Here is a 24,684-nt window from a genome sequence, read left to right on the forward strand (position 1 = left end):
AGCTTTCACTACTGTTCACCTTAACACTTCACCTTATTAGATAATAAGGAATAAGGAATAAGGTGAACAGGTGAATATTTAATGAATAGTTAATAAAAAATATTCATCCGTTAACTCACTATTATTAATAGATTTTCAACAGGATGAATAGTGGTGAACACTTCACCTATAAACTTTATTTTGAGTCGAGTCACATGAGGGCATCCATTCTTTCGAGTCTTCGTTCAACATAACGTTTGACCGCAATCCTTGTTTTGTCCTGTGCCTCTGGTACGTCTTGTCATATTCCGCCATTGCTCCCGGCATATCTGTACCGAACCTGGTAAGCGATATCGGCTTGCTAAGCCCATTGGCCCGCATATAGGTAAGGTAAGCGTGGTACAGGTAACGACGTGGGTTAGACGGCATAATTTCAGCGTTCCCAATAAACATGCCGTCACAGACAACTGATGTTATCAGGTAGCCGCAAAAGTCCACCAGTGAATCCCCTTCACGTTTAATAACCAAAGCTTCCTCAGATTTCTGTTGTTCATACAGTAACCGCTTTGCTTCATCTTGATCAGCAAACTTGAACAGTAGATAACGAATTACGATCGCCAACTCGGCTTCTATTTTTTTGACCAGCATCGGATCACGTTCATTTTCCGGCACAACTTCGGAAAAATTGAAAATCACCCGGCGCCGGGAAATACCTCCGCTGCGATCGCTAAATGACATAGCATTATTGTTGACTGCCAGTACTACCGCAGAGATGCGAGTGGAGTACGGTGCCTTATGTTTCGGATCGATAGATACCTTGTCCCCGCCGGTTATCGCCTTGATGCCCGCGCCATCACCGGCATAACGCGTCATATCTGGCAGGATAATCAGCGAGTAACCAACCACCAGCGCACGATCCCGCGAATCCTCAAGCGCCTTCATACCAGCTGAAACCGTGTTGACTTTTCCCGCCAGCATTGTGCATATTTCCGCGAAAACGCTCTTACCACTACCCCCAGGACCAGTAACCTCAAGAAAAAGTTGCCAGTCGTAACGATTAGCCAGCACCATAAACAGCGCCGCTAATACGCGATCCGCTTTCCGGTTGTTGTTACCGACAGAACGACTCAACCATTTCCAGAGGTTTGGGGCATGGGTATCCAGCCTTTCACCTTCCACCTGAGCACTGAATGGTAATTCGCTTGCAATCAGAAGCCAGTCATCCTTGTTGTGCTCACGAAATTGAGCGGAACGGGTATCAAATACCCCATTACTGAACCCAATGAGATTACGGGCTGTAATCCCCATAACAGGTAGGCTTAACTTCATGGTTTCGACCGCTGACTTAATACCGTTCTGCGAATAGGCAGTTTTCGCATCAATAAAGATCTGCGCCATTGTTCGTTGTAGCTCTTTATCAGACACAGGCCCCCATACCACGCCGTTATAACAGTGAACGATATCGGAATCGGCATGTATCGCCAACGCGTCGTTGTAACGTGCCATGAGCACTTCTCCGCGCTGGCTTGCTCCCATACGAGAGAGGTCGGTAACTGCCATTCTCAACCATTCTTCAGGCGATGTGGACAAGGTATCCGGCAATATTGTAGAAGCGGGAAACACCCGGTTAATCCGGGGGGCGTCGCACAATAGAACCTTCAGGTTGTCGGGGCCGATGATATTGGCTACCAGTGCCATGCGATATTCGCGCTGTTTTCTGGTATCCGTTGCCAATAGTCCCTTATCGCATAACCACTCGTAAGTAGTTTGGTTGCTATCCACTAGTCGGTAAAGTTCCTTTGTCAACTGACCATACCGGGTAGTGGAGTCCTGATGTTGTTTCATCGCCAGTTCGGCATCTTCCCGTTCAACCTGATGGCCATTCACCCAGCGATATAGGCAGCTGTAAAGCGCATCAGACATAACTTCCTGCATTTGCATCTCTGCTGTCATGCTTGAGGTCTCCTGGTCATGGTGAACTTACCGATCAGAGGGTGGAACCAGTATTTACTACCGTATTTTCGCTTTGCCTCGCGAATGACGTTCAGTGCTGCCTCCCTGAATTTGACTTCATGGACAATAACTCCGGCCTTTTGCCGAAGCATCATTACGCCACTGTTCTGTGCTAATGCTTCTGCCTTGCTGGTGGATATCCCTATTTCTGTTGCCAGCATGATTAAAGGAGCCATCCCTTCAGGGATGGCCTCTCTGTTTTGCATGGCTGCTAATGCAAGCTCCAGCGATTTTACGCGTTTCACCAACTCATCATGTTGCGATAGGCTTACATGAATAGCTTCCAGGAAGTCTCTTTGAGCCGTAGGCGACTCCCCTTGATGTAGTTTTTGGGCGTGAGCGTGCCACGGCCCGATATCGTGCCTATTTAATTTGTTCATAATTAAATCTGGGAAAATAGTTTAGAAATGATAACGAGTTATGAGCTGACGTTTATATCCGCAAGAGGATGGGAATTATCCCCATCCCTGCCTATAACGTTTCATTTACTGACCAGTTTCTCTAAGTCCGACAACCTCCAGCGCAGGCGATTACCAATTCTTACTGGGCTTATCGGTCCTTTGCCATAGCACGCCCAGCAACGTAGCGTCTGCGGTTTCAGCCCTAGGAAGTCGGCGGCTTCATTAGTTGTTAATATCTGGCGTGTTGCAAATGCTTCTTGAGGTTGTAATGAGTCTGGCATCGTTCAGAGTTCCTTACTGTTGGGAAGTATTGAGAGCGATGTGAGTAGACAATGAGAACCATGGGTGGAGTAAACCCTGGACCATGGGTAGACTTTTTTATTAATTGATTTTTATACAGTTATTAATGGAGAAAGTTAAATCTACCCAGATATACGGGATTAAACCACCATGGATAAGGTAACAATTTGAGGTAGGGAAAACGCCAGAATAGCGTTGATTGACATACGGCGCGGGTGCTTACAAAGTGCTTACATGAAAGAAATAGTTAATGAAATTAACGAGAGGATTTATCGTAACTTATTGATTTAATGGTGCCGATAATAGGAGTCGAACCTACGACCTTCGCATTACGAATGCGCTGCTCTACCAACTGAGCTATATCGGCCCTGCAAGAGGTGCTTACGAGCGTAAACACGGGTTAGAAGGTTAAAACTAACTGGGTGATGCGTCAATGCCCTTGCGAATCAAACGGCTACTTTTGCATCACCCTTTCAGCTTTAAGCACGAATGGTATCGTCGCCGAAACCAATCCACTTATAGGTCGTCAGCGCTTCCAGGCCCATCGGACCGCGTGCGTGCAGCTTCTGCGTGCTGACCGCCACTTCCGCACCGAGGCCAAACTGACCGCCGTCTGTAAAGCGGGTAGAGGCGTTGACGTATACCGCAGAGGAATCCACTTCGTTGATAAAGCGGTTCGCATTGCCCAGCGTGCGCGTCAGGATGGCGTCCGAATGCTGGGTGCCGTGCTCGCGAATATGGGCCACGGCCTCGTCCTGGTCGGCAACCACCTTCACGTTCAGATCCAGCGACAGGTATTCGTTGTCATACTGCTCTGCTTTCACCGGAACTACGCTTGCCGGACCGTTTTGCAGCGCGGGCAGGGAGGTCGCATCGGCGTGCAGGCTGACGCCGCTTTCCGCCATTTGCTTGCTCAGCGCGGGCAGGAAGCGCTCGGCGATATCCTGATGAACCAGCAGCGTTTCGACCGAGTTACAGGCGCTCGGGCGCTGAACCTTAGCGTTGACGATAACTTTCAGCGCCTCGGCAACGTCGGCAGAGTGGTCGATATAGATATGGCACACGCCAATTCCGCCGGTGATCACCGGGATCGTCGACTGCTCGCGGCACAGCTTATGCAGACCTGCGCCACCGCGAGGGATCAGCATATCGATATACTTATCCATCTTCAGCATCTCGCCGACCAGCGCGCGATCCGGGCTCTCAATCGCCTGGACAGTAGCAGCCGGTAAGCCGCACTCTTGCAGCGCCTGCTGAATCACCTTCACCGTGGCGGCGTTGGTGCGCCAGGTTTCTTTGCCGCCGCGCAGGATCGCCGCGTTACCGGTTTTCAGGCATAAAGAGGCAACATCGACGGTGACGTTTGGACGCGCTTCGTAAATCACGCCGACCACGCCTAGCGGCACGCGGCGGCGCTCAATGCGCAGGCCGCTATCGAGCAGGCCGCCATCGATCACCTGACCGACAGGATCGGCCAGATTGCAAACCTGGCGAACGTCGTTGGCAATTCCGCTCAGGCGCGCAGGGTTGAGCGCCAGACGATCAAGCAGTGCCTCGCTTAAACCGTTGGCGCGTGCTTCCGTCAGGTCCTCAGCGTTAGCACGCAGAATCTCTTCAGTCTGCGCTTCAAGATAGTCGGCAATCTTTTCCAGCACCTGGTTCTTTTCGCGACTGGAAAGCTGCGCGAGTTTGTATGAGGCCGCTTTGGCAGCAATGCCCATTTGTTCCAGCATTTTCAGCTCCTTAACGGATAATCATGTCGTCACGGTGGACGGCGACCGGGCCATATTCATAGCCCAGAATGGCATCAATTTGCTGCGAGTGGTGCCCGGCGATACGGCGCAGGGCATCGCTGTTATAGCGGCTGACGCCGTGGGCGATATCGCGGCCTTCGAGGTTGCGAATACGGATCACTTCGCCACGCGAGAAGTTGCCGGTGATGATTTTAATCCCTTTCGGCAGCAGAGAACTACCGCGCTCGAGAATTGCCTGGGTCGCCCCGGCGTCAACGGTAATTTCACCCGCCGGTGGCGCACCGAAAATCCAGCGCTTGCGGTTTTCCAGCGGCGACTCCTGGGCGTGGAAGCGGGTTCCTACAGAGACGCCTTCCATCACATCGGCAATGACGCCCGGACGACTACCGGCAGCAATAATGGTGTCGATACCCGCGCGGCAAGCGACGTCGGCGGCCTGTAATTTGGTGCCCATCCCGCCGGTACCTAAGCCAGAAACGCTATCACCCGCGACGGCGCGCAGGGCGTCATCAATACCGTAAACGTCTTTAATCAGCTCGGCCTGCGGGTTGTTACGCGGGTCGGCGGTAAACAGGCCCTGCTGATCGGTCAGCAGCAGCAGTTTGTCGGCGCCTGCGAGAATAGCCCCCAGCGCCGAAAGATTATCGTTATCGCCGACTTTAATTTCGGCGGTTGCCACGGCGTCATTTTCATTAATGACCGGCACGATGTTGTTATCCAGCAGCGCGCGCAGGGTATCGCGGGCGTTAAGGAAACGCTCGCGGTCTTCCATATCGGCGCGGGTCAACAGCATCTGACCAATGTGAATGCCGTAAATAGAAAACAGCTGTTCCCATAGTTGGATAAGACGGCTCTGGCCTACCGCCGCCAGCAGCTGTTTAGAGGCGATGGTCGCGGGCAGTTCCGGGTAGCCGAGGTGCTCACGTCCGGCGGCGATTGCCCCGGAGGTCACTATCACAATTCGATGGCCCATCGCGTGTAGCTGTGCGCACTGGCGCACTAATTCAACGATATGGGCGCGGTTCAGGCGGCGGGATCCGCCCGTTAAAACACTGGTGCCCAGTTTTACCACCAGCGTCTGGCTATCACTCATGATTCTCTGCCGTTCAAAAAGGAGTTTCGATATCGAATTGATGTTGTAACAGGAGTCAGCCCGCTTGCCAACACCTGGCGTCATGGACAAACCACTTCATTGCGCGGATCGGGCATTCTGGCGGGGAAGTGTGACACATTCATGACGGAAATAATTAAATACCCTTTTTTATAAAAAGTTCCACATTGTCATAAATTTTTAATATTAGAGCGTTAAAAAACCTGCAGTTTTTGACAGGGCTTCCGCCCGGAATTGATTAGCGCGTATAAATAAATCACCAGGACTGAATAATGAAAAAGAGCTCACTGGCATTAATGATGATGGGTCTTATTGCTTCTTCGGCGACGCAGGCAGCAGAAGTTTATAATAAAAACGGTAATAAACTGGACGTCTACGGCAAAGTCAGAGCGATGCACTATCTGAGCGACTATGACAGCAAAGATGGCGACCAGACCTATGTTCGTTTCGGTATCAAAGGCGAAACGCAGATTAACGACGAACTGACCGGTTACGGTCGTTGGGAATCTGAGTTCTCTGGTAACAAAACCGAAAGCGACTCTTCGCAGAAAACGCGTCTGGCCTTCGCTGGTGTGAAATTAAAGACTTACGGTTCATTCGATTATGGTCGTAACCTCGGCGCGCTGTACGACGTTGAAGCCTGGACCGATATGTTCCCGGAATTCGGTGGCGACTCTTCTGCGCAGACCGATAACTTTATGACCAAGCGCTCCAGCGGTCTGGCAACCTACCGTAATACTGACTTCTTCGGCGTGGTGGATGGCCTGGACCTGACCCTGCAATATCAGGGTAAAAACGAAGGCGATCGCGATGCCAAGAAACAGAACGGCGACGGTTTTGGTACTGCGTTAAGCTATGACTTCGGTGGCAGTGATTTCGCCGCCAGCGCCGCTTACACCAGCTCCGACCGTACTGATGACCAGAACCTGCTGGCTCGCGGCGTCGGTAAAAAAGCGGAAGCCTGGGCTGCCGGCCTGAAATATGACGCCAACAATATCTACCTGGCGACTATGTATTCAGAAACCCGCAAAATGACCCCGATCAGCGGTGGTTTTGCGACCAAAGCACAGAACTTTGAAGTGGTCGCGCAATACCAGTTCGACTTCGGCCTGCGTCCGTCCCTGGGCTACGTGCTGTCAAAAGGCAAGGATATCGAAGGCGTGGGTAGCGAAGACCTGGTCAACTATATTGACGTCGGCATGACCTATTACTTCAACAAAAACATGAACGCCTTTGTTGATTACAAAATCAACCAGCTGAAAAGCGATAACAAACTCGGCATCAACGATGACGATATCGTCGCTGTCGGTATGACCTACCAGTTCTAATAAATTCACTGGTAAGAGATAACAAAGCCGCCATGGTGACAGGGCGGCTTTATTATTTATGATTAACGATTTTTGGCCAGATGCAAATTATCGTTATTCATCGTTATCTGGGCGTTATATTCCTTCGGCAGGCGGCGCGCCTGGTAGAATACCGATTGCCAGTATGGATTATCCAGTGAAGAACGCATGACGCCCTGGCTGGTAGAAGCATGAAGGAAATTACGGTCGGTATCATAGAAGCCGACGTGCATTCCGCCTTTAATACGGAAGAACACTAAATCCCCCGGACGCAGCTGCCGCGGGCTCACGCGCTCACCCATATGCAGAAGCTCGCGGGTGGTAATGCGCTCCATCGGCAGGTTGAAGCGATCTTTCAGCGTGCGCCAGACGAACCCGGAGCAGTCGACGCCGCTTTGCTCCGTACCGCCCCACTCGTAGGGGGTTCCCTCCCAGGTATGCATCTGATCGTGCAGCGCGGCGATCACCGGGATCAGATCGTCAGAACCTTCGTCGATAGTCGAATTGCTATGATGAACGGTTTTGGAGGGTTTAGTTGAGGATGAACATCCTGCCAAAATCAAAAAGGGAACTAATAAAAGCGCGTAGGAGAGTTTAGGCTTCATGTCATTATTTTCGTTACTGGGGAACGGGCCGTGGTCTTTTATAGCCGATTCGTTACAGCCTCAGAATGACTAAACGCAAAATTTACGAAACCTTACGTAAATAGAATGCGCTGGATCACGAACTTAAATTTCACGAGAGCTATTTGCGTTAAAAAAGAGTTATCACTCATTAATAAATAAATTCAGTTTGAAATAATATTTCACAATTAACCATCATGGCGTGTTTATTTAAGGTCATGGTGGCAGAGCGACTTCCCCATCTTCAGATCGTCTGTCTTGTAAGGTTTTCCTTAACCATGCTAATGTTTATGCATTCTCATTAACAGGGGCTTCCCGTGACGCACAAGGCAATCTCAGGACATCATGTTTCCTGCGCTGGTTTACCGGCGGGTCGAATTGCGTCTTCACGTCGTCGCCTGTTTGCCTGCACCTGTCCTCCGCCTCCACCTCCTGAAGTTGTTGTAACCGGAGTCTGATCTCCGAACTTTAGGGCGTTTGTTGATAACGAATGCCGATCAAAACAGATTCAGGAATCTGGAGCATATTCATGCATTCTCGATACTCTTTGCTCGCTTCTCAGGCGACAACGGCGACCTTTGTCCTGCTGTGGGGCAGCGCCGCGATTTTTACCCGCTGGGGGCTGGACAACGCTTCGCCGATGGCGCTGCTGGTTTTTCGTTTTCTGCTCGCTCTTGTGGCGCTGCTACCGCTGGCTATCATGCGCAAGCGCTGGCTGCCGGCGCGCGGTACGCGTATACAAGTGGCGACCACTGGCCTGATGCTGATTGGCGGTTACTCCGTCTGCTACTTTGAAGCGATGGCCAACGGCGTGACGCCGGGGCTTATCGCCACCATTATGGGCATCCAGCCGATTCTTACTCTTTGCGTGGTTGAACGACGCCTGCAGGGCACCCGACTGTTGGGCTTGCTGATGGCGCTGGCCGGATTGGTTCTGCTGGTATGGCGCAGCTTATCGGCTTCGCAGATGGCGGTAAGCGGTATTTTATTTGCGCTCGCCGCACTGCTGCTAATGACCTTTGGCGCCATTTTGCAAAAACGTAGCCGCCAGGCGCCGGTTGACGTTCTGCCGTTACAATATACGGTGAGCTTACTGCTCTGCTTATTGATGACGCCAGTGAGTGGGTTTTATATCAACTTCAGCGCGGGCTTTATTATCCCGGTGCTGTTCCTTGGGTTGATGATTTCAGTGGTGGCTCAACTGCTGCTTTATCGGCTACTGAGCGCCGGTAATATCGTTAACGTCACCAGCCTGTTTTATCTGGTGCCGGTGATTACCGCGCTGCTTGATTATCTGCTGCTGGGCAATCGTCTGCCCTGGGCGGCGATGATTGGCATGGTGGCGATACTTGGCGGGATTATGCTGGTGTTTCGCGCACCGAAACTGAACGCTGCGTAACGAATAACCCGGGTGCGTTGCCCGGGTCATTCTCCTGTCATTTTATTTACGCATGCTCTCGCGAGACTCTGTTGCTGATTAGGGAAAATAAACGATGAGCAAAACGCTGACGATTTTCGATCTGGATAACACGTTAATTAAGGGTGATAGCAGCACGGTGTGGAGCCGATTCATGGTGCGCGAAGGCTGGGTGAACGATCCTGGCTATCTGGCGCGTGAAGCGATGCTGATGGACGACTACGATCGTGGTGAAATGAATATTGCCGATTACGTCGCCCTGATTCAGGCACCGCTGATTGGCGTACCAAAGCAGGAAGTGGGCAGTCTGCTGGTACGCTGCGTACGTGAAGAGATAATGCCGCGCGTTTACCCGCAGGCGTGGGATCTGATTCGTACTCTACAAGCTCGGGGTGAGCAGATGCTGGTTATCTCGGCGTCGGTTAGCCTGCTGGTGCAGGCAGTAGCAGCGGAGCTGGGTATCGAACAGGCGTTAGGGATTGATGTGGAGATGGCCGACGGCGGCTATACCGGGGTGATTGCCGGTACGCCGAGCTATCAGCAGGGGAAAGTGGTGCGCCTGGCGCAGTGGCGACAGGCGCATCCCGAATATTCGGGTGAGGTGACGTTCTATACCGATTCGATTAACGACCTGCCGCTGTGCCTGCACGCCGACCATGTGCGATTGGTCAATCCATGCCCGCAACTGGTCGCGGTGAATGCAGAGCATCAGTGGCCAGTGCTGGAGTGGCGGCTTTGAGTTTTCCCCGGGTCGCGGCGTAAACGCCTTACCCGGGCTACTTTTCGTGTCGTTTGGGGCGCATTGCGCCGCCTCCGGGAACGTCGCGATATCAGAACTAATCGGCTTTAAACAGCGGCACCACATTGCCGCCGATATAACGGCGGCGCAGCCACGCGGAAAGCGTATCCATCGCCATGACGACAATGACCAGCAGCAGGGTGATAAACATCACCACGTCCCAGTTCCACAGACGCATGTTTTCCGCATAAATCAGACCGATCCCCCCTGCGCCAACAAAACCCAGCACCGCTGCTGAACGGGTGTTGGACTCAATCTGATACAGACTCAGCGCCAGAAACGTCGGGAAAGACTGGGTGAAAATGCTAAAGCGGTGCTTCTGCAAACCGTTGGCACCCACTGCCGTCAGCCCGCGCCCCGGTGAGCGGTCAACCGCCTCGTGCCCTTCGGCGTACAGGCGACCCAGCAGCCCGGTATCCTGCATGATGATCGCCAATACCCCGGCCAGCGGCCCAAGCCCGACGGCGCGCACGAAAATCAGACCCCAGATTGCCATGTCGATTCCGCGCAGGACATCAAACAACCGGCGCATTAGCAGGGCGATAGTTGCTGGAATAAAGCCGCGCATAATATTGCGCGCCGCGAGAAATGAAAGCAGCAGGGCGATAACCGTCGCGGTAATGGTCCCGGCAAAAACGATCGCCAGGGTAATACCGATTTGGGTGAAATAATAGCCGAACGGCCAGTTGAAGAAGTCGCGCCAGACGAACATCCGCAGCAGATAACGGCCGATTTGCTGCAGTCCGGTGGTGAGTTGCTCGCCGCTGATGCCGAACTGCATAAAGAACCAAACATAATAAAGCACGCTGGCCAGAGCCAGCAGGCCGACGTAGCGCAGATAGCGTCCCTGAGCCTTATATAAATGCTGATGCTGACGACGGCTGGTGGCGATATCCGGTTGGTTTTGCCATTGACTCATTTTTTTCCCTCCAGAACCCACTGCCGCAGGCGGCCGGACAGCATATCCAGCAGCGACACTACAATAATGATCAGCAGCAGCGTGATGCTGACCTGATCGTAACGATCCAGTTTGATATTGGTCATCAGCTCCTGGCCGATGCCGCCCGCGCCCACCAGTCCAAGGATGGTTGAAGAGCGGAAGTTAATCTCCAGGCGCATAAAGCCGTAGGAGAGAAAAATCGGTTTCACCTGCGGCCACAGGGCAAAGCGAATGCGTTGCAGCCGCGAAGCGCCACAGGCGGCCAGCCCGCGCACCGGTTTATCCTGCGCGCTCTCTACCGCTTCATAGAACAGTTTGGTCAGGCTGCCGATGGTGTGCAGCATTAATGCCAGAAAGCCGGGGATCGCGCCGATACCGAAGGCCATAACGAAAATCACCGCCCACGCGAGCTCCGGCATGGTGCGCAGAAACGCCACCAGCACGCGAACGGCAAAGCGCAGCGGGGCAGGGGACCAGGAGTTATTGGCGGCAATAAACGCCAGCAGGGTGGCGATAACTACCGCAACCAGCGTGGACGCCAGAGCCAGCTGTAGCGTTTCCCAGATAAGCGGCAACTGAATGGGCAGGCGATAGCCCCAGTATGCCAGCGAGCCTTTGGTATGCGAATCGGCAAACAGCTCGGCGATATGCAGCGTCGGCAAGGTCTCAAACATGTAATCGAGAAAGTTGGGCAGCGAATGCCAGATGGTGAAGAGATTAAACTCGGCCATGCTACCGGCGGCGAAATAGAGAACCAATAGCAGCAGAGACCAGCTAAAAGTGTCACGCTTTTGCCGTGCGCGGACCTGCTGGTAATAGCGTTCAAATTCGGTATGGGTGTTATTCATGCGTCGCTGTGTCTTCAACGAGTCGCCGCCGCCCGCGAAATGTGCCGGGCGGCGGCGTCAGGGCGGGATTAACGCGCGCTAACCAGCTCGCGTTTCATATCGATGATCTGCTGGAAATCAGCCACGCTACCGGGGCCAATATGCTGGGTACCGCCCATCGCTTTAATAAAGCAGGCGTGATCGTCGGTATCCAGCTTTTTAATCGCAGTGACGACTTTGGCCTTGAAGTCAGCAGGCAGAGCGTTACTCACCAGGATTGGGCCATTCGGGATCAGCGGCGATTGCCAGATAATACGAATTTGTTTCATCAGGTCCGGGTGATCCATGCGAATCAGGCGATTGAAAGCACCGACGCTGTAGCCGCTGTTGTAATCGCCCACCATAGAGGTCCAGGTCACCGCCCCGGCAAACTGACCGTTCAGCACGCCAAGAATGTCTTGCTCGTGGCCGCCGGAGAAGGTCACGCTGGAGAAGAAGTTGTTATATTTATTATCCGATGTGCCGCCGAACTGCTGTTTAAACGCGTGGTTCGGAATTAAAAAGCCGGAAGTGGAATCCGGATCGGCAAAACCAAACGCTTTACCTTTCAGGTCTTCTAACTTTTTATATGGGCTATCGGCTTTAACTACCACCACTGAGTGGTAGCCGCGGGATTGATCTTTATCATCAACGGCGATACCGACAATATCAACGGCCTTCGGGTTGTTAATATAAACAGAGGCGTAAGATGACGGTGACATACTTAATACCACGTCAACTTTGCCACCCAGTAACCCCTGAATCACGCCAGAATAGTCGGATGAGTTGCGTAATTTGGTATCCACGTTCAGCTCTTTATCGAGGAACTGTTTGACGCACTGGTTATCACCAATTTGCTGCGTTGCGTTCTGACCGCCAAGGATGCCCAGATTTAATTCCTTCGGTTGCTCAGCAGCATTTGCCTGCCACGCCATCATAATGCCTGCAACCGCTGCGGATAAACGAACTGCGCCAGTGATGTACTTTTTCATTATTTTGCCCGTGTGAGTGAAATTTAATGCAATTGGCTAATTTCATCGCCGTACAGCCGATGCAGAATATCCTGATTCAGCCGAGTGGGATGGTCGTCAAAAATAATCTTGCCTTTGGCTACACCGATAACTCGGGTGCAATATTCACGCACCAGTTCCACCGAGTGCAGGTTTACCATTACGCTGATGCCCTGTTCGCTAATTTCGCGCAGAACATTCATGATCCGCTGCGTATTTTTCGGGTCGAGAGAGGCGACCGGTTCATCGGCCAGTAAAATACCCGGGTTTTGCATTAACGCCCGGCAAATTGCCACGCGCTGCATTTGACCGCCGGAGAGATTTTCCGCCCTCTGTAGCGCATGTGGCAGCATATTCATCCATTCGAGTAGAGAGATAGCGCGGGCGCGGTCAGCATCAGGAAAGACTTTGAATAACGATTTCAGGGTTGAGGTTTGGCTCAGGCGTCCCAGCAGCACGTTGGTTAACACATCGAGACGGGGAACCAGGCAGAAATCCTGAAATATCATCCCGCACTGGCTGCGCCAGGCATTTAACGCGCGGCCTGTCAGCTTTGATACATCCTGTGGCATCCCTACTTCTGGATAGCTCAGGATCTCGCCGCCGCTGGTGCTGTGGGTACCATTCAGGACATGTAATAGGGTTGATTTGCCTGCACCGGATCGGCCAATCACGCCAACCAGCTCGCCCGCATGGAGATCGAAACTGATGCTATCCAGTACGGTTTGCTGCGCGCTGTAGGATTTGCTCAGGTTGCGTACGCTTAAGACCGTCCGCTGTCGGGCGGTATGGGGTTGCGTAAACTGCTGATAATCGGTTTCTGCAACCGCAGCGAGAGTGCTGTTCATAAGTGCGTCCAGATTCGTCATTAAACTGGGCACTATTAATGGTGTTTTTTATGACTGCCAGATGACAGTAAAGCGAACAAATAGTGAACGGATGTAAAAGACAAACGCCTTGATGAGTAAAAAAACGCGTGAGGGATCACGTTTTTTCATCTACTTCCGGGAGGCGCGAGCTGTTCTGCTACCTTTATTACGCTATTTGTTGAGAAAAATACCGATACATTTTTCCGCTGATGGGGACAGGGAATTCTGTGCGACATTAATCACAAACCTCAAACCCAGGTTTATCGGGAAAACGATTCCAGATGTCCGTAGGACTTTGTGTCCTAAGTCGGTTTAATCGAATAGATAATGTTTTAGCGATTGATTACGATTTGCATCAGTAATTTTTTAGTCTGCCTTTATGCCTTTTGTGCGGCATATAAAACTGATAATAAGCATTGTTAATGAAATCATTGCCTATGGTTTGGCTGTATTTTAGGTTTATATACTTAATTTGTGTATTTGTTCGGTTTTTTAGCTTTTTAAAATAATCATTCACTTAAGAATAGTCTTAAGTTTATATGGATAAGATCCTAGGTCAGATAATAATCGATTAAGAATTTACGCATAAACCAGCAATAACCACATGAAAATGAATGGTTTTTGTGTTTAACTCAATATTCTTATTTTTATTCTCAAGGCCTAAATTGACCTGGTCGGCAATTAGCATTCACCACACTTATTGGCACTCATCGAGAAAAATCCTAAATTTGTAACCACAAGAAACAAGCAATTTCTTTAGTGTTATCTGTCTCAAGTAATACTATTTGGATTTTATATTGAATATCGATTAACGAGGGATTTGCTGACTTAGACTTTGCAGGCCTGGGCTATCAGCAGTGTGTGATACGTTCGAGATTTCCAGGACTATGGGGTTTAACTTTATATGGATCATAAATGTTCTTTAGATAAGTGCATCTGGCCTGCGCATGATAATTATTTTATGACGGGTCTGGTTGAGCTTATTTTAGATATCGATAAGCTAATTTATCTGCCACTTGCGAAAGTGTGTCAGGAGTTTGTTTTTATAAATCTTAGCGCCAGTTCTCTGAACTATTTTATCCGCCGTGATAGCGAGTGGCTGGCAGAAATGAAAGGAAAGCAGATCGTGCTTATCGCCGCGAGGCGATCAGAAGCGCTGGCCAATTACTGGTATTACAATGGATCAATTCGCGGTGTAGTTTATGTTGATTTGACCAAGGATATTCGCCAGGAGCTGGCTTACGTTATTAATGGACGTTTTCTGCGTAAAGATATAAAGAAAGAAAAAATTACCGATAGAGAAATGCAAATAATTCGCATGACGGCTCAGGGAATGCATCCGAAATCTATCGCCAAGGTTGAAAATTGTAGTGTGAAAACAGTTTATACCCATCGACGTAATGCCGAGGCGAAACTGTATTCAAAAATTTATAAGTTAGCGTTCTAATTAGTAGTGAACATTGTTTTTGAAAATTGTGCACCAGGTCGTTATACCCAAAATAATTAACGTCACAAGTAATATTTATGTGACTTGAGCTATGGCGGGAAATGAAATGCACACAGACGTGGGACATCAAGTCCCTAAGGAAGGTGCGAACAAGTCCCTGATATGAGATCATGTTTGTCATCTGGAGCCATGGAACAGGGTTCATCATGAGTCATCAACTTACCTTCGCCGACAGTGAATTCAGCAGTAAGCGCCGTCAGACCAGAAAAGAGATTTTCTTGTCCCGTATGGAGCAGATTCTGCCATGGCAAAACATGGTGGAAGTCATCGAGCCGTTTTACCCCAAGGCTGGTAATGGCCGGCGACCTTATCCGCTGGAAACCATGCTACGCATTCACTGCATGCAGCATTGGTACAACCTGAGCGATGGCGCGATGGAAGATGCTCTGTACGAAATCGCCTCCATGCGTCGGTTTGCCCGGTTATCCCTGGATAGCGCCTTGCCTGACCGCACCACCATCATGAATTTCCGCCACCTGCTGGAGCAGCATCAACTGGCCCGCCAATTGTTCAAGACCATCAATCGCTGGCTGGCCGAAGCAGGCGTCATGATGACTCAAGGCACCTTGGTCGATGCCACCATCATTGAGGCACCCAGCTCGACCAAGAACAAAGAGCAGCAACGCGATCCGGAGATGCATCAGACCAAGAAAGGCAATCAGTGGCACTTTGGCATGAAGGCCCACATTGGTGTCGATGCCAAGAGTGGCCTGACCCACAGCCTAGTCACCACCGCGGCCAACGAGCATGACCTCAATCAGCTGGGTAATCTGCTGCATGGAGAGGAGCAATTTGTCTCAGCCGATGCCGGCTACCAAGGGGCGCCACAGCGCGAGGAGCTGGCCGAGGTGGATGTGGACTGGCTGATCGCCGAGCGCCCCGGCAAGGTAAGAACCTTGAAACAGCATCCACGCAAGAACAAAACGGCCATCAACATCGAATACATGAAAGCCAGCATCCGGGCCAAGGTGGAGCACCCATTTCGCATCATCAAGCGACAGTTCGGCTTCGTGAAAGCCAGATACAAGGGGTTGCTGAAAAACGATAACCAACTGGCGATGTTATTCACGCTGGCCAACCTGTTTCGGGCGGACCAAATGATACGTCAGTGGGAGAGATCTCACTAAAAACTGGGGATAACGCCTTAAATGGCGAAGAAACGGTCTAAATAGGCTGATTCAAGGCATTTACGGGAGAAAAAATCGGCTCAAACATGAAGAAATGAAATGACTGAGTCAGCCGAGAAGAATTTCCCCGCTTATTCGCACCTTCCCTAAATAAACTCAGGATGAAAATGCTATGAAAAAAAAGGTTCTTGCAATTGCTCTGGTAACCGCGTTTGCCGGTATGGGTGTCGCTCAGGCAGCTGACGTTACTGCTCAGGCAGTCGCGACCTGGTCCGCAACCGCCAAAAAGGATACTACCAGCAAGCTGGTCGTCACTCCGCTGGGCAGCCTGGCTTTCCAGTATGCTGAAGGGATTAAAGGTTTTAACTCTCAGAAAGGTCTGTTTGATGTAGCAATCGAAGGTGATACCACCGCGACTGGCTTCAAACTGACTTCTCGTCTGATCACTAACACTCTGACTCAGCTGGATACCTCAGGTTCCACCCTGAACGTAGGCGTTGATTACAACGGCGTAGCGGTAGAGAAAACCGGCGACACCACCATGATCGACACCGCTGCTGGCACTCTGGGTGGTAACCTCAGCGCGCTGTCTACCGGCTATAACGTTGCTGGTCGCACCACTGCGCAGGACGGTTTCACGTTCTCCATCATCAGCGGTACCACCAATGGCACCACGGCTGTAACCGACTACAGCTCACTGCCGGAAGGTATCTGGAGCGGCGACGTCAGCGTTCAGTTTGACGCAACCTGGACCAGCTGATCCTCGCGTAGCATCAGGCAGGGGGAGCTCCCCTGCCTGCTTTCAAGGACTGAATTCATATGAAAAAACACATTCTGGCCATCGGCCTGTTGCTCAGCGGTATGACGCCAGCCCTGGCGCTGGATGTGGGCGATATCTCTTCATTTATGAACAGCGACAGCAGCACGCTGAGTAAAGAGATCAAGAATACGACCGACAGCGGCCGCTTAATTAATATACATCTGGAACGCCTCACCTCTCCCCTGGATGGTGGCAAAGTGATCCCGATGGATAAGCAAGACGAGATTTTACTGACCCCGGCCAGCCTGCTGCTGCCCGCGAAGGCCAGCGACGTTATTCGCTTTTTCTATAAAGGTCCGGCGGATGACAAAGAGCGCTATTACCGCATCGTCTGGTTTGATCAGGCGTTAAGCGATGCCCAGCGCAACGGATCGACTCGTAGTGCGGTGGCGACAGCATCAGCGCGCATTGGCACCATCCTGGTGGTGGCCCCGAGAAAGGCGAACTTCCGCTACCAGTATGCGGACGGAAAGCTGGTGAATACCGGCAATGCCACGCTGCGTATTCTTGCCTACGGCCCGTGCCTGAAAGCGGCGGATGGCAAGGAATGCAAAGAAAACTACTTTCTGATGCCGGGGAAAGAGCGCCGTTTCACGCGCGTCAATGTGGCTGACAAAAAAGGACGGGTCGCGCTCTGGCAGGGCGAGCAGTTTGTTCCCGTGAAATAGACATTTGTGCTGACGGACCAAGACTATGCCTCTACCAGGGATCTCCCCAGGATTAAAAAAACTCCTTGCCTCCGGCATGGTCATTTTGCTGGTTCCGCTCAGCGCCACCGCCGCAGCCGATAAAGTACAACAAATCGGCGGCGTGATTATTCCCCAGGCCTTCAGCCAGGCTCTACAGGACGGGATGAGCATCCCGTTGTTTATCCATCTTGAAAGCAGCACCGGTACTCAGGACGATCAGCGGATCGGCAACGCCTTTATCTGGCTTGATGACGGTACGTTGCGCGTGCGGCAGATTCAGCTGGAGGAAAATGATAATAACGCCACGGTTAGCGAGCAGACCCGCAAACAGCTGACCGCGCTGGCCAATGAAGCCTTCAGCAAAGACCTCAAAATCAACCTGACCGAAGATGCGCAGCTGGAACTTAGCCTGCGCCAGTTGCTGCTACAGCTGGTGGTGAAAAAAGAGGCATTGGGTACCGTGCTGCGTTCGCGTAGTGAGGATATTGGTCAGTCCAGCGTTAACACCGTCAGCAGCACCCTGAACTATAACCTCGGCGTTTATAACAACCAGATGCGCAATGGCGGCAACAACACCTCCAGCTATCTGTCGCTGAATAACGTCACCGCACTGCGCGAACATCACGTTGTGCTGGACGGCTCGCTGTATGGCATTGGCTCCAGCAACCAGGACAGCGAAGTTTACAAGGCGATGTACGAGCGGGATTTCGCCGGTCACCGTTTTGCAGGCGGGATGCTCGATACCTGGAATTTACAGTCTCTTGGCCCGATGACTGCGATTTCGGCGGGGAAGATCTACGGCGCTTCCTGGGGTAACCAGGCCAGCTCAACGGTCTTCGATAACACCCAGTCCGCTACGCCGGTGGTGGCTTTTTTACCCGCAGCCGGGGAAGTCCATCTGACCCGCGACGGGAGGCTGATGAGCGTACAGAACTTTGCCATGGGTAACCACGAAGTGGATACGCGCGGCCTGCCATACGGGATTTATGATGTTGAAGTTGAAGTGATTGTGAACGGCCGGGTGGTCAGTAAACGTACCCAGCGCGTGAACAAATTATTTAGCCGTGGGCGCGGGGCCGGGGCACCGCTGGCGTGGCAGTTGTGGGGCGGCAGCTTTCATATGGACCGCTGGTCTGCGGACGGGAAGAAGACGCAGCCGGCGAAAGACAGCTGGCTGGCTGGCGCGTCGGCCTCCGGTTCACTCAGTACCTTCAACTGGGCCGCGACCGGTTACGGCTACGACAATAACGCCGTGGGTGAGACGCGCCTGACGCTGCCGCTGACGGAATCCATCAACGTTAACCTGCAAAATATGCTGGCCAGCGACAGCTCCTGGAGCAGCGTCGGCAACATCAGCGCCATGCTGCCCGGCGGCTTTAGTTCCATCTGGGTCAACCAGGAAAAAACGCAGATTGGTGACAAAATCCGCCGTAGCAACGCCGATAACCGGGCGATTGGCGGCACCCTGAATATGAATGCGCTGTGGTCGAAGCTGGGTACCCTTAGCGTCAGCTATAACGACGATCGTCGTAATAACAGCCACTACTACACGGCCGACTACTACCAGACGCTCTATACCGGAGCGTGGGGATCAATGGGGCTGCGCGCGGGGATCCAGCGTTTTAATAACGGCAACAGTAGCGCGAACACGGGAAAATATATCGCTCTCGACTTCTCGCTGCCGCTCGGAAACTGGTTCAGCGCCGGGATGACCCACCAGAACGGCTATACCATGGCCAACCTGTCGGCGCGTAAGCAGTTTAATGAAGGCAGCATTCGTACTATCGGGGCGAATATTTCGCGGGCGATTTCTGGCGATACCGGCGATGACAAAACCCTTAGCGGCGGGGCGTATGCGCAGTTTGATACCCGTTACTCGACCGGCACTTTAAACGTGAACAGCGGCGCGGACGGTTATGTGAACACTAACCTGACCGCCAACGGCAGCGTGGGCTGGCAGGGGAAAAACATTGCCGCCAGCGGGCGCACCGATGGCAACGCCGGGGTGATTTTCAACACTGGCCTTGAGGATGACGGCAAGCTGAGCGCCAAGGTTAACGGGCGCATCGTGCAGCTCTCTGGCAAGCGTAACTACCTGCCGCTGTCCCCGTACAGTCGTTATGAGATTGAATTACAGAACAGCAAAAACTCGCTCGACAGCTACGACATCGTGACCGGGCGCAAGAGCCGGATGACCCTGTATCCGGGCAACGTGGCGGTCATTGAACCGGAAGTGAAGCAAATGGTGACGGTGTCCGGGCGTATCCGCGCCGAAGACGGCACGCTGCTGGCCAATGCGCGCATTAATAACCATATCGGTCGAACCCGTACCGATGAGAAGGGTGAATTTGTGATGGATGTGGATAAAAAATACCCGACCATCGATTTCAGTTACGGCAAAAACCAGAGCTGTGAAGTGGCGCTGGAGCTGAGCCAGGCGCGCGGCGCGGTGTGGGTGGGCGATGTGGTCTGCAGCGGCCTTGCGACCTATGCCAGCGTGCAGCCGACAGGAGAAGGTAATGAGAGCTAAGTGGTTAGCATGTTTAGTGATGTTGACGGCGGCGCTGTGCGTGTCGCGGGTTCATGCAGCGGTGACGAAAACCGTCTGGAGCGATGCACCTGCCATGCAGTTCGTGTTCGTTGAAAACAACTCGGATGATAACTTTTTTGTGACCCCCGGCGGTGCGAGGGATCCGCGAATGACCGGGGCGAACCGCTGGACCGGGCTAAAATATACTGGTTCAGGGACCATTTACCAGCAGAGCCTGGGCTATATTGATAACGGATATAACACACCGCTCTATGCTAACTGGAAGTTTGATATGTGGCTGGAAAACTCCCCTGCATCCGGCCCGCTGAGCGGTCTGCGCTGTATTAACTGGTATTCGGGTTGCGATATGGTGACCAGCCTGATCTTGCCGCAAACCACCGATGCCAGCGGTTTTTATGGCGTAACGGTGCCAACCGGTGCACAAAAGTGGATGCACGGCATGATGACCGATGCCTTCTATCAGTATCTTCAGCAGATGTCGGTGGGCAGCAGCTTCTCGATGACCATCAACGCTTGCCAGACCTCGGTGAACTATGACGCCAGCAGCGGTGCTCGCTGCAAAGATCAGGCATCAGGAAGCTGGTACGTGCGTAAGGTGACCCATACCAAAGCGGCAAATCTGAAATTGATTAACACGAATGCTCTGGCGGAGGTCTTTATTAACAGTGATGGAGTACCTACGTTAGGTGAGGGCAATGCTGATTGCCGGACGCAGACTATCGGAACCCGTTCCGGGCTGGCTTGTAAAATGGTGAACTATAATCTGCAGCATAATGGCCTGAGCAACATATACATTCATATTTTCCCGGCGATCAGCAATTCAGCGCTGGCCTCTGCGGTAGGGATTTATGATATGCAGTTCAGCCTGGATGGTAGTTCATGGAAACCCGTTAACGGCATAGCCCAGTACTATACATTCAATGAGATGAAGTCCTCTGACTCAATCTACGTTTTCTTCTCAAGTAACTTTTTTAAGCAGATGGTGGCGCTGGGGATTAGCGATGTTAACACCAAAGATCTGTTTAATTTCCGTTTCTATAATACCGATGTGCCAGAATCGGGGTGGTATGAGTTTTCTACCTCTAACACGCTGATTATCAAACCGCGTGATTTCAGTATCAGCATTATTTCTGATGAATACACCACCACACCAACGCGTGAAGGGTATGTGGGCAGCGGTGAGCCATCACTGGACTTCGGCTATATTGTTACCACCAGCGGTAAAACCGCCGCTGATGAAGTGCTGATTAAGGTGACGGGGCCGACGCAGGCTATTGGCGGACGTTCATACTGTATTTTCAGCTCACCGGACGGAGTCACAAAGGTACCTTTCCCGGCGATACTGGCGTTTACCACCCAGTCCGGGACAACCAAAACTTATGATGCCGGCTGCGATGATACCTGGCGCGATATGACCGACGCATTGTGGCTGAGTACGCCGTGGACCGATATTTCCGGGGAGACCGGGGTGATGGACAAAACGACGGTGAAGTTTTCCATTCCGATGGATGATGCGATATCACTGCGTACGGTGGATGATAACGGCTGGTTTGGTGAGGTGAGCGCTTCAGGAGAAATTCATGTTCAGGCGACATGGCGTAACATTAATTAATTTACTGCGGATGCTCGTCTGCCTACTGTCGCTGGGGGCCGCGTCTGTGGCCCAGGCGATTTCCGTCGGCAATTTAACCTTTTCGCTGGCGGCTGAAGATAATTTCGCATCTAAACGGGTCATTAATAACAATAAGAGCGCACGCCTGTATCGGGTCTCTATTGTCGGTATCGACCGACCGGGCGGCAAAGAGGTGCGTTCGCGTCCGGCGGACGGTGAGCTGCTGTTTGCCCCGCGCCAGCTAACTTTACAGGCCGGCGAGAGCGAATATTTTAAGTTTTATTATCACGGCCCGAAGGATAATCGTGAGCGCTACTACCGGGTTTCATTTCGTGAAATCCCGACCCGAAATTACGTGATGCGCAATAACAGTGGGACCGAGGTGAGTATGGACCCGGTGGTGGTGATGGACACCATTCTGGTCGTTCGTCCGCGCCAGGTTAATTTCAAATGGGCCTACGATCGCGCCGCCGGTACCGTCAGCAATACCGGGAATACCTGGTTTAAGCTGCTGATCAAGCCAGGGTGCGATACGACGGAAGAGGAAGGAGATGCATGGTACTTACGGCCCGGCGACGTTGTCCGCCAGGCTACGCTGCGCCAACCAGGGAACCACTACATCATCTATAACGATAAATTTATTAAAATGACTGACGATTGCCCGGTGAAGTAGCCGGGCAATCGTTGTCACGTTTTCATCCTATGCGAGACGCCGGGCATACCGACGATTGGCCAGCAGGCTCAGGCCGCAGCACAGCAAATAATAAACCGCGCCGGTAAAGACAAAAATCGCCAGCGGGTAAATCTGCACCCGGTTATTTACCTGTCCGGCGACGGTGGTCAGTTCCGGTACGTTGACGATAAAGGCCAGCGAAGTGTCTTTGAGCAGGCCGATAAATATCCCGACCAGCGACGGCTGCACGTTGCGTAAAGCCTGCGGCAGCAGAATCAGGCGCAGCGTCTGTCCGGGAGCAAACCCCTGCGTTAGCGCGGCTTCATACTGCCCTTGAGGCAGCGATTGCAGTCCCGCCAGCACCGAGTGCATCACCGAGGCGGCGGTAAACCACGCCAGCGCTACCGTGACGGTCACCGCCCCCGGCAGGTCGCTACCGGTGAGCATCGGTAACAGATACCACAGCCAGAAAATCACGAAAATCAGCGGAATGCCGCGAATAATCTCTGCCCACAGAAATAATAACCGCCGCACGATCCCGTCATAACGCCAGGCGATACCCGCCAACAGCACCCCGCCGGGCAGCGCCAGCGCGGCGGCGCCGATAGCCATCAGCAGCGTTAACACCACGCCGCCGGGAATACCGTCCGCCAGCCGTCCCCACAGCAGATAATCGAGGTTATCGACAATCACCGCCAGATTAGCGTTCATACCCGGCTCTCCTTTGCTGATGTTTTCCCGGACCGAAACGCGTCAGCGCCACGCCCATGACCACGCCAAGCGCCAGATACAGCACGGTGCCGACGGCAAAGGCCTCCAGCGCATGCGCGTTGTAACTCTCAATTTGCCGCACCTGATAGGTGAGTTCGGCAAAGCCGATGCCGCTCGCCAGCGAAGAGAGCTTCATCAGGTTCAGATACTGGCCGATAATCGGCTGCCAGGCGTTCGCCAGCCCCTGCGGCAGCAGAATGTGGCGCAGCTCCTGCCAGGGCGTGAACCCCTGCGACAGCGCCGCCTCCCGCTGACCGTGGCTGACGGCGCGCAGCCCGGAGGCGATCTCCTCAATCAGAAACGCCGAGGTAAAGACCCCAAGCCCCCACATCGAGCAGAGAAACTCCGGCGTCAGCCACCACACGTTGCCCGGCAGAATCGACCAGCTGTGATCGTCGTTGATAAAATCCCGCGCCCCCAGCGGCAGCAGATTCCAGGCGGCGAAATACCAGAACAGCAGTTGAACCAGCAGCGGCGTATTGCGAAACAGCGAAACCCAGGCCGCCACCAGCCAGCGTCCGGGCCGACCGCCGCCGAGGCGCAGCGCCAGCAGCAGAATGGCAAGTATCGTCGCCAGAATCATCCCGGCGACGCTCACCCAGACGGTGGTGAGAAAACCGGAGATTATCCATTGCAGCGGCTGCCCGCTCAGCACGCCGTGCCAGTCGAGATGCGGGATCACGCCTCACTCTCCTGGTGCAATGGGTCGAGCACCTTTTGCAGAAAACGACGGGTGCGGGCGTGCTGCGGTCGGGCGAAGAACTCGGCCGGAGGCGCGACTTCGAGAATATCGCCGCCGTCGATAAACACCACCCGGTCGGCAATTTCGCGGGCGAACTGCATCTCGTGCGTCACCACCACCATGGTGATCCCGCTGTGGGCGAGGGTTTTCATCACCTGTAAGACTTCGCCGATCATCTCCGGGTCGAGTGCTGATGTCGGTTCATCGAACAGGATGATTTGCGGTGAGGAGGCGAGGGCGCGGGCGATAGCTACCCGCTGCTGCTGACCGCCGGAGAGCTGGGCGGGCATCTGCTGCGCTTTATCTTCGAGACCAACCTGTTTGAGCAGCGCTAACGCGCGTTCGCGGGCGGCGCTTTTGCCCCAGCCGTGAACCCGCTCGAGCGCGAGGCTGATATTCTCCTGCGCCGTCAGGTGGGCGTAGAGATTAAACTGCTGAAAGACAAAGCCGACCCGGCTGCGCAGCTGGCGCAGGGCGCTGCCGGTGAGCTGACCCGTGGGTTTGCCGTCGATCAGGATCTCGCCGCCGCTGAGGGATTCCAGCTGGTTGATCAGGCGGATCAGGGTTGATTTGCCCGATCCCGAAGGGCCGAGGATCGCCACCACTTCGCCGGGTTCGACCTGCAAATTAACGCCGTTCAGTACCCGATGATCGCCGTAGCTTTTGGCGACATCGCGAAATTCAATACTGGCGCGCTTTAGGTGCGAAAAATCCGCGGACGATGCCGCGGAGCGTGAAAATAGAGCCGATAACATAATGGATTT

22 protein-coding genes and 1 tRNA gene are annotated in these 24,684 nt (G+C 52.9%); 10 read left to right on the plus strand and 13 right to left on the minus strand.

Going from position 1 to position 24,684, the window contains the following annotated elements; genetic code table 11:
- Window positions 1-162 precede the first annotated feature (162 nt).
- The 5 genes from HV127_RS13370 to proB all read right to left on the minus strand — a co-directional run bounded on the left by HV127_RS13370 (window position 163) and on the right by proB (window position 5,540).
- Window positions 163-1,932, minus strand: a complete 1,770-nt coding sequence (locus HV127_RS13370; RefSeq protein ID WP_020323953.1) for a DUF5906 domain-containing protein — start codon at window positions 1,930-1,932, stop codon at window positions 163-165.
- Window positions 1,929-2,198 (minus strand): hypothetical protein, encoded by a 270-nt coding sequence (locus HV127_RS13375; protein WP_223178539.1) that lies wholly within the window; start codon window positions 2,196-2,198, stop codon window positions 1,929-1,931. The genes HV127_RS13370 and HV127_RS13375 overlap by 4 nt, the downstream gene beginning before the upstream one ends.
- A gap of 786 nt (window positions 2,199-2,984) precedes the next feature.
- Window positions 2,985-3,060, minus strand: a tRNA-Thr gene (locus tag HV127_RS13385).
- A 112-nt stretch (window positions 3,061-3,172) separates the two neighbouring features.
- Window positions 3,173-4,426 (minus strand): glutamate-5-semialdehyde dehydrogenase, encoded by a 1,254-nt coding sequence (gene proA, locus HV127_RS13390; protein WP_182236573.1) that lies wholly within the window; start codon window positions 4,424-4,426, stop codon window positions 3,173-3,175.
- 10 nt (window positions 4,427-4,436) lie between these two features.
- A complete protein-coding gene (proB, locus tag HV127_RS13395; protein WP_182236575.1) occupies window positions 4,437-5,540 on the minus strand; it encodes a glutamate 5-kinase in 1,104 nt (367 codons plus the stop codon).
- A 290-nt stretch (window positions 5,541-5,830) separates the two neighbouring features.
- Here proB and phoE point away from each other — a divergent pair, with 290 nt between their 5' ends.
- Window positions 5,831-6,886 (plus strand): phosphoporin PhoE, encoded by a 1,056-nt coding sequence (gene phoE, locus HV127_RS13400; RefSeq protein ID WP_182236577.1) that lies wholly within the window; start codon window positions 5,831-5,833, stop codon window positions 6,884-6,886.
- 62 nt (window positions 6,887-6,948) lie between these two features.
- Here phoE and HV127_RS13405 read toward each other — a convergent pair whose 3' ends face one another.
- Complete coding sequence (locus HV127_RS13405) at window positions 6,949-7,509, minus strand: NlpC/P60 family protein (protein WP_182236579.1); 561 nt, start codon at window positions 7,507-7,509, stop codon at window positions 6,949-6,951.
- 547 nt (window positions 7,510-8,056) lie between these two features.
- On the opposite strand from HV127_RS13405, the gene HV127_RS13410 reads away from it, so the two are divergent.
- Together HV127_RS13410 and HV127_RS13415 are read left to right on the plus strand one after the other, a co-directional pair.
- Window positions 8,057-8,926: a DMT family transporter gene (locus tag HV127_RS13410; protein ID WP_182236581.1), complete on the plus strand. Its 870-nt coding sequence runs from the start codon at window positions 8,057-8,059 to the stop codon at window positions 8,924-8,926.
- A 94-nt stretch (window positions 8,927-9,020) separates the two neighbouring features.
- Window positions 9,021-9,683: an HAD family hydrolase gene (locus HV127_RS13415; RefSeq protein ID WP_182236583.1), complete on the plus strand. Its 663-nt coding sequence runs from the start codon at window positions 9,021-9,023 to the stop codon at window positions 9,681-9,683.
- Window positions 9,684-9,780: 97 nt separating this feature from the next.
- Here the strand turns inward: HV127_RS13415 and phnE (HV127_RS13420) are convergent, their stop codons facing one another.
- The 4 genes from phnE (HV127_RS13420) to phnC form a co-directional block, all read right to left on the minus strand.
- On the minus strand, window positions 9,781-10,662 hold the full coding sequence (phnE, locus tag HV127_RS13420; protein ID WP_182236585.1) for a phosphonate ABC transporter, permease protein PhnE: 882 nt from the start codon (window positions 10,660-10,662) through the stop codon (window positions 9,781-9,783).
- On the minus strand, window positions 10,659-11,531 hold the full coding sequence (gene phnE, locus HV127_RS13425; protein WP_182236587.1) for a phosphonate ABC transporter, permease protein PhnE: 873 nt from the start codon (window positions 11,529-11,531) through the stop codon (window positions 10,659-10,661). Before phnE (HV127_RS13425) ends, phnE (HV127_RS13420) begins: the two co-directional genes overlap by 4 nt.
- Before the next feature lie 68 nt (window positions 11,532-11,599).
- Window positions 11,600-12,541 (minus strand): phosphonate ABC transporter substrate-binding protein, encoded by a 942-nt coding sequence (gene phnD / locus HV127_RS13430; RefSeq protein ID WP_182236589.1) that lies wholly within the window; start codon window positions 12,539-12,541, stop codon window positions 11,600-11,602.
- 23 nt (window positions 12,542-12,564) lie between these two features.
- Complete coding sequence (gene phnC, locus HV127_RS13435) at window positions 12,565-13,407, minus strand: phosphonate ABC transporter ATP-binding protein (protein WP_182236591.1); 843 nt, start codon at window positions 13,405-13,407, stop codon at window positions 12,565-12,567.
- Between the two features lie 925 nt (window positions 13,408-14,332).
- On the opposite strand from phnC, the gene HV127_RS13440 reads away from it, so the two are divergent.
- From HV127_RS13440 to HV127_RS13470, 7 genes are all read left to right on the plus strand, one after another.
- Window positions 14,333-14,875 carry a helix-turn-helix transcriptional regulator gene (locus HV127_RS13440; protein WP_182236593.1) on the plus strand — a complete coding sequence of 181 codons (543 nt, stop codon included), beginning with the start codon at window positions 14,333-14,335 and terminating at the stop codon, window positions 14,873-14,875.
- Window positions 14,876-15,081: 206 nt separating this feature from the next.
- Entirely contained in the window at window positions 15,082-16,062 is a 981-nt protein-coding gene (locus HV127_RS13445) for an IS5-like element IS5 family transposase (RefSeq protein WP_042934497.1), read from the plus strand.
- A 172-nt stretch (window positions 16,063-16,234) separates the two neighbouring features.
- Complete coding sequence (locus HV127_RS13450; RefSeq protein WP_182236595.1) at window positions 16,235-16,822, plus strand: common pilus major fimbrillin subunit EcpA; 588 nt, start codon at window positions 16,235-16,237, stop codon at window positions 16,820-16,822.
- A 59-nt stretch (window positions 16,823-16,881) separates the two neighbouring features.
- On the plus strand, window positions 16,882-17,550 hold the full coding sequence (locus HV127_RS13455) for a hypothetical protein (RefSeq protein WP_182236597.1): 669 nt from the start codon (window positions 16,882-16,884) through the stop codon (window positions 17,548-17,550).
- A 25-nt stretch (window positions 17,551-17,575) separates the two neighbouring features.
- Window positions 17,576-20,101 carry a fimbrial biogenesis outer membrane usher protein gene (locus HV127_RS13460; RefSeq protein ID WP_182236599.1) on the plus strand — a complete coding sequence of 842 codons (2,526 nt, stop codon included), beginning with the start codon at window positions 17,576-17,578 and terminating at the stop codon, window positions 20,099-20,101.
- A 19-nt stretch (window positions 20,102-20,120) separates the two neighbouring features.
- A complete protein-coding gene (locus HV127_RS13465) occupies window positions 20,121-21,734 on the plus strand; it encodes a hypothetical protein (RefSeq protein WP_228727525.1) in 1,614 nt (537 codons plus the stop codon).
- Complete coding sequence (locus tag HV127_RS13470) at window positions 21,703-22,407, plus strand: fimbria/pilus periplasmic chaperone (protein ID WP_182236601.1); 705 nt, start codon at window positions 21,703-21,705, stop codon at window positions 22,405-22,407. The genes HV127_RS13465 and HV127_RS13470 overlap by 32 nt, the downstream gene beginning before the upstream one ends.
- A gap of 27 nt (window positions 22,408-22,434) precedes the next feature.
- Here the strand turns inward: HV127_RS13470 and HV127_RS13475 are convergent, their stop codons facing one another.
- Genes HV127_RS13475 through HV127_RS13485 form a run of 3 tightly spaced genes read right to left on the minus strand, consistent with a single transcriptional unit; the run spans window position 22,435 to window position 24,675 of the window.
- On the minus strand, window positions 22,435-23,118 hold the full coding sequence (locus tag HV127_RS13475) for an amino acid ABC transporter permease (RefSeq protein ID WP_182236603.1): 684 nt from the start codon (window positions 23,116-23,118) through the stop codon (window positions 22,435-22,437).
- Complete coding sequence (locus HV127_RS13480) at window positions 23,108-23,860, minus strand: amino acid ABC transporter permease (protein ID WP_182236605.1); 753 nt, start codon at window positions 23,858-23,860, stop codon at window positions 23,108-23,110. Before HV127_RS13480 ends, HV127_RS13475 begins: the two co-directional genes overlap by 11 nt.
- Entirely contained in the window at window positions 23,857-24,675 is an 819-nt protein-coding gene (locus tag HV127_RS13485) for an amino acid ABC transporter ATP-binding protein (protein WP_182236607.1), read from the minus strand. Before HV127_RS13485 ends, HV127_RS13480 begins: the two co-directional genes overlap by 4 nt.
- Window positions 24,676-24,684 lie beyond the last annotated feature (9 nt).

Source organism: Klebsiella sp. RHBSTW-00215 (assembly GCF_014103785.1).
GTDB lineage: Bacteria > Pseudomonadota > Gammaproteobacteria > Enterobacterales > Enterobacteriaceae > Klebsiella.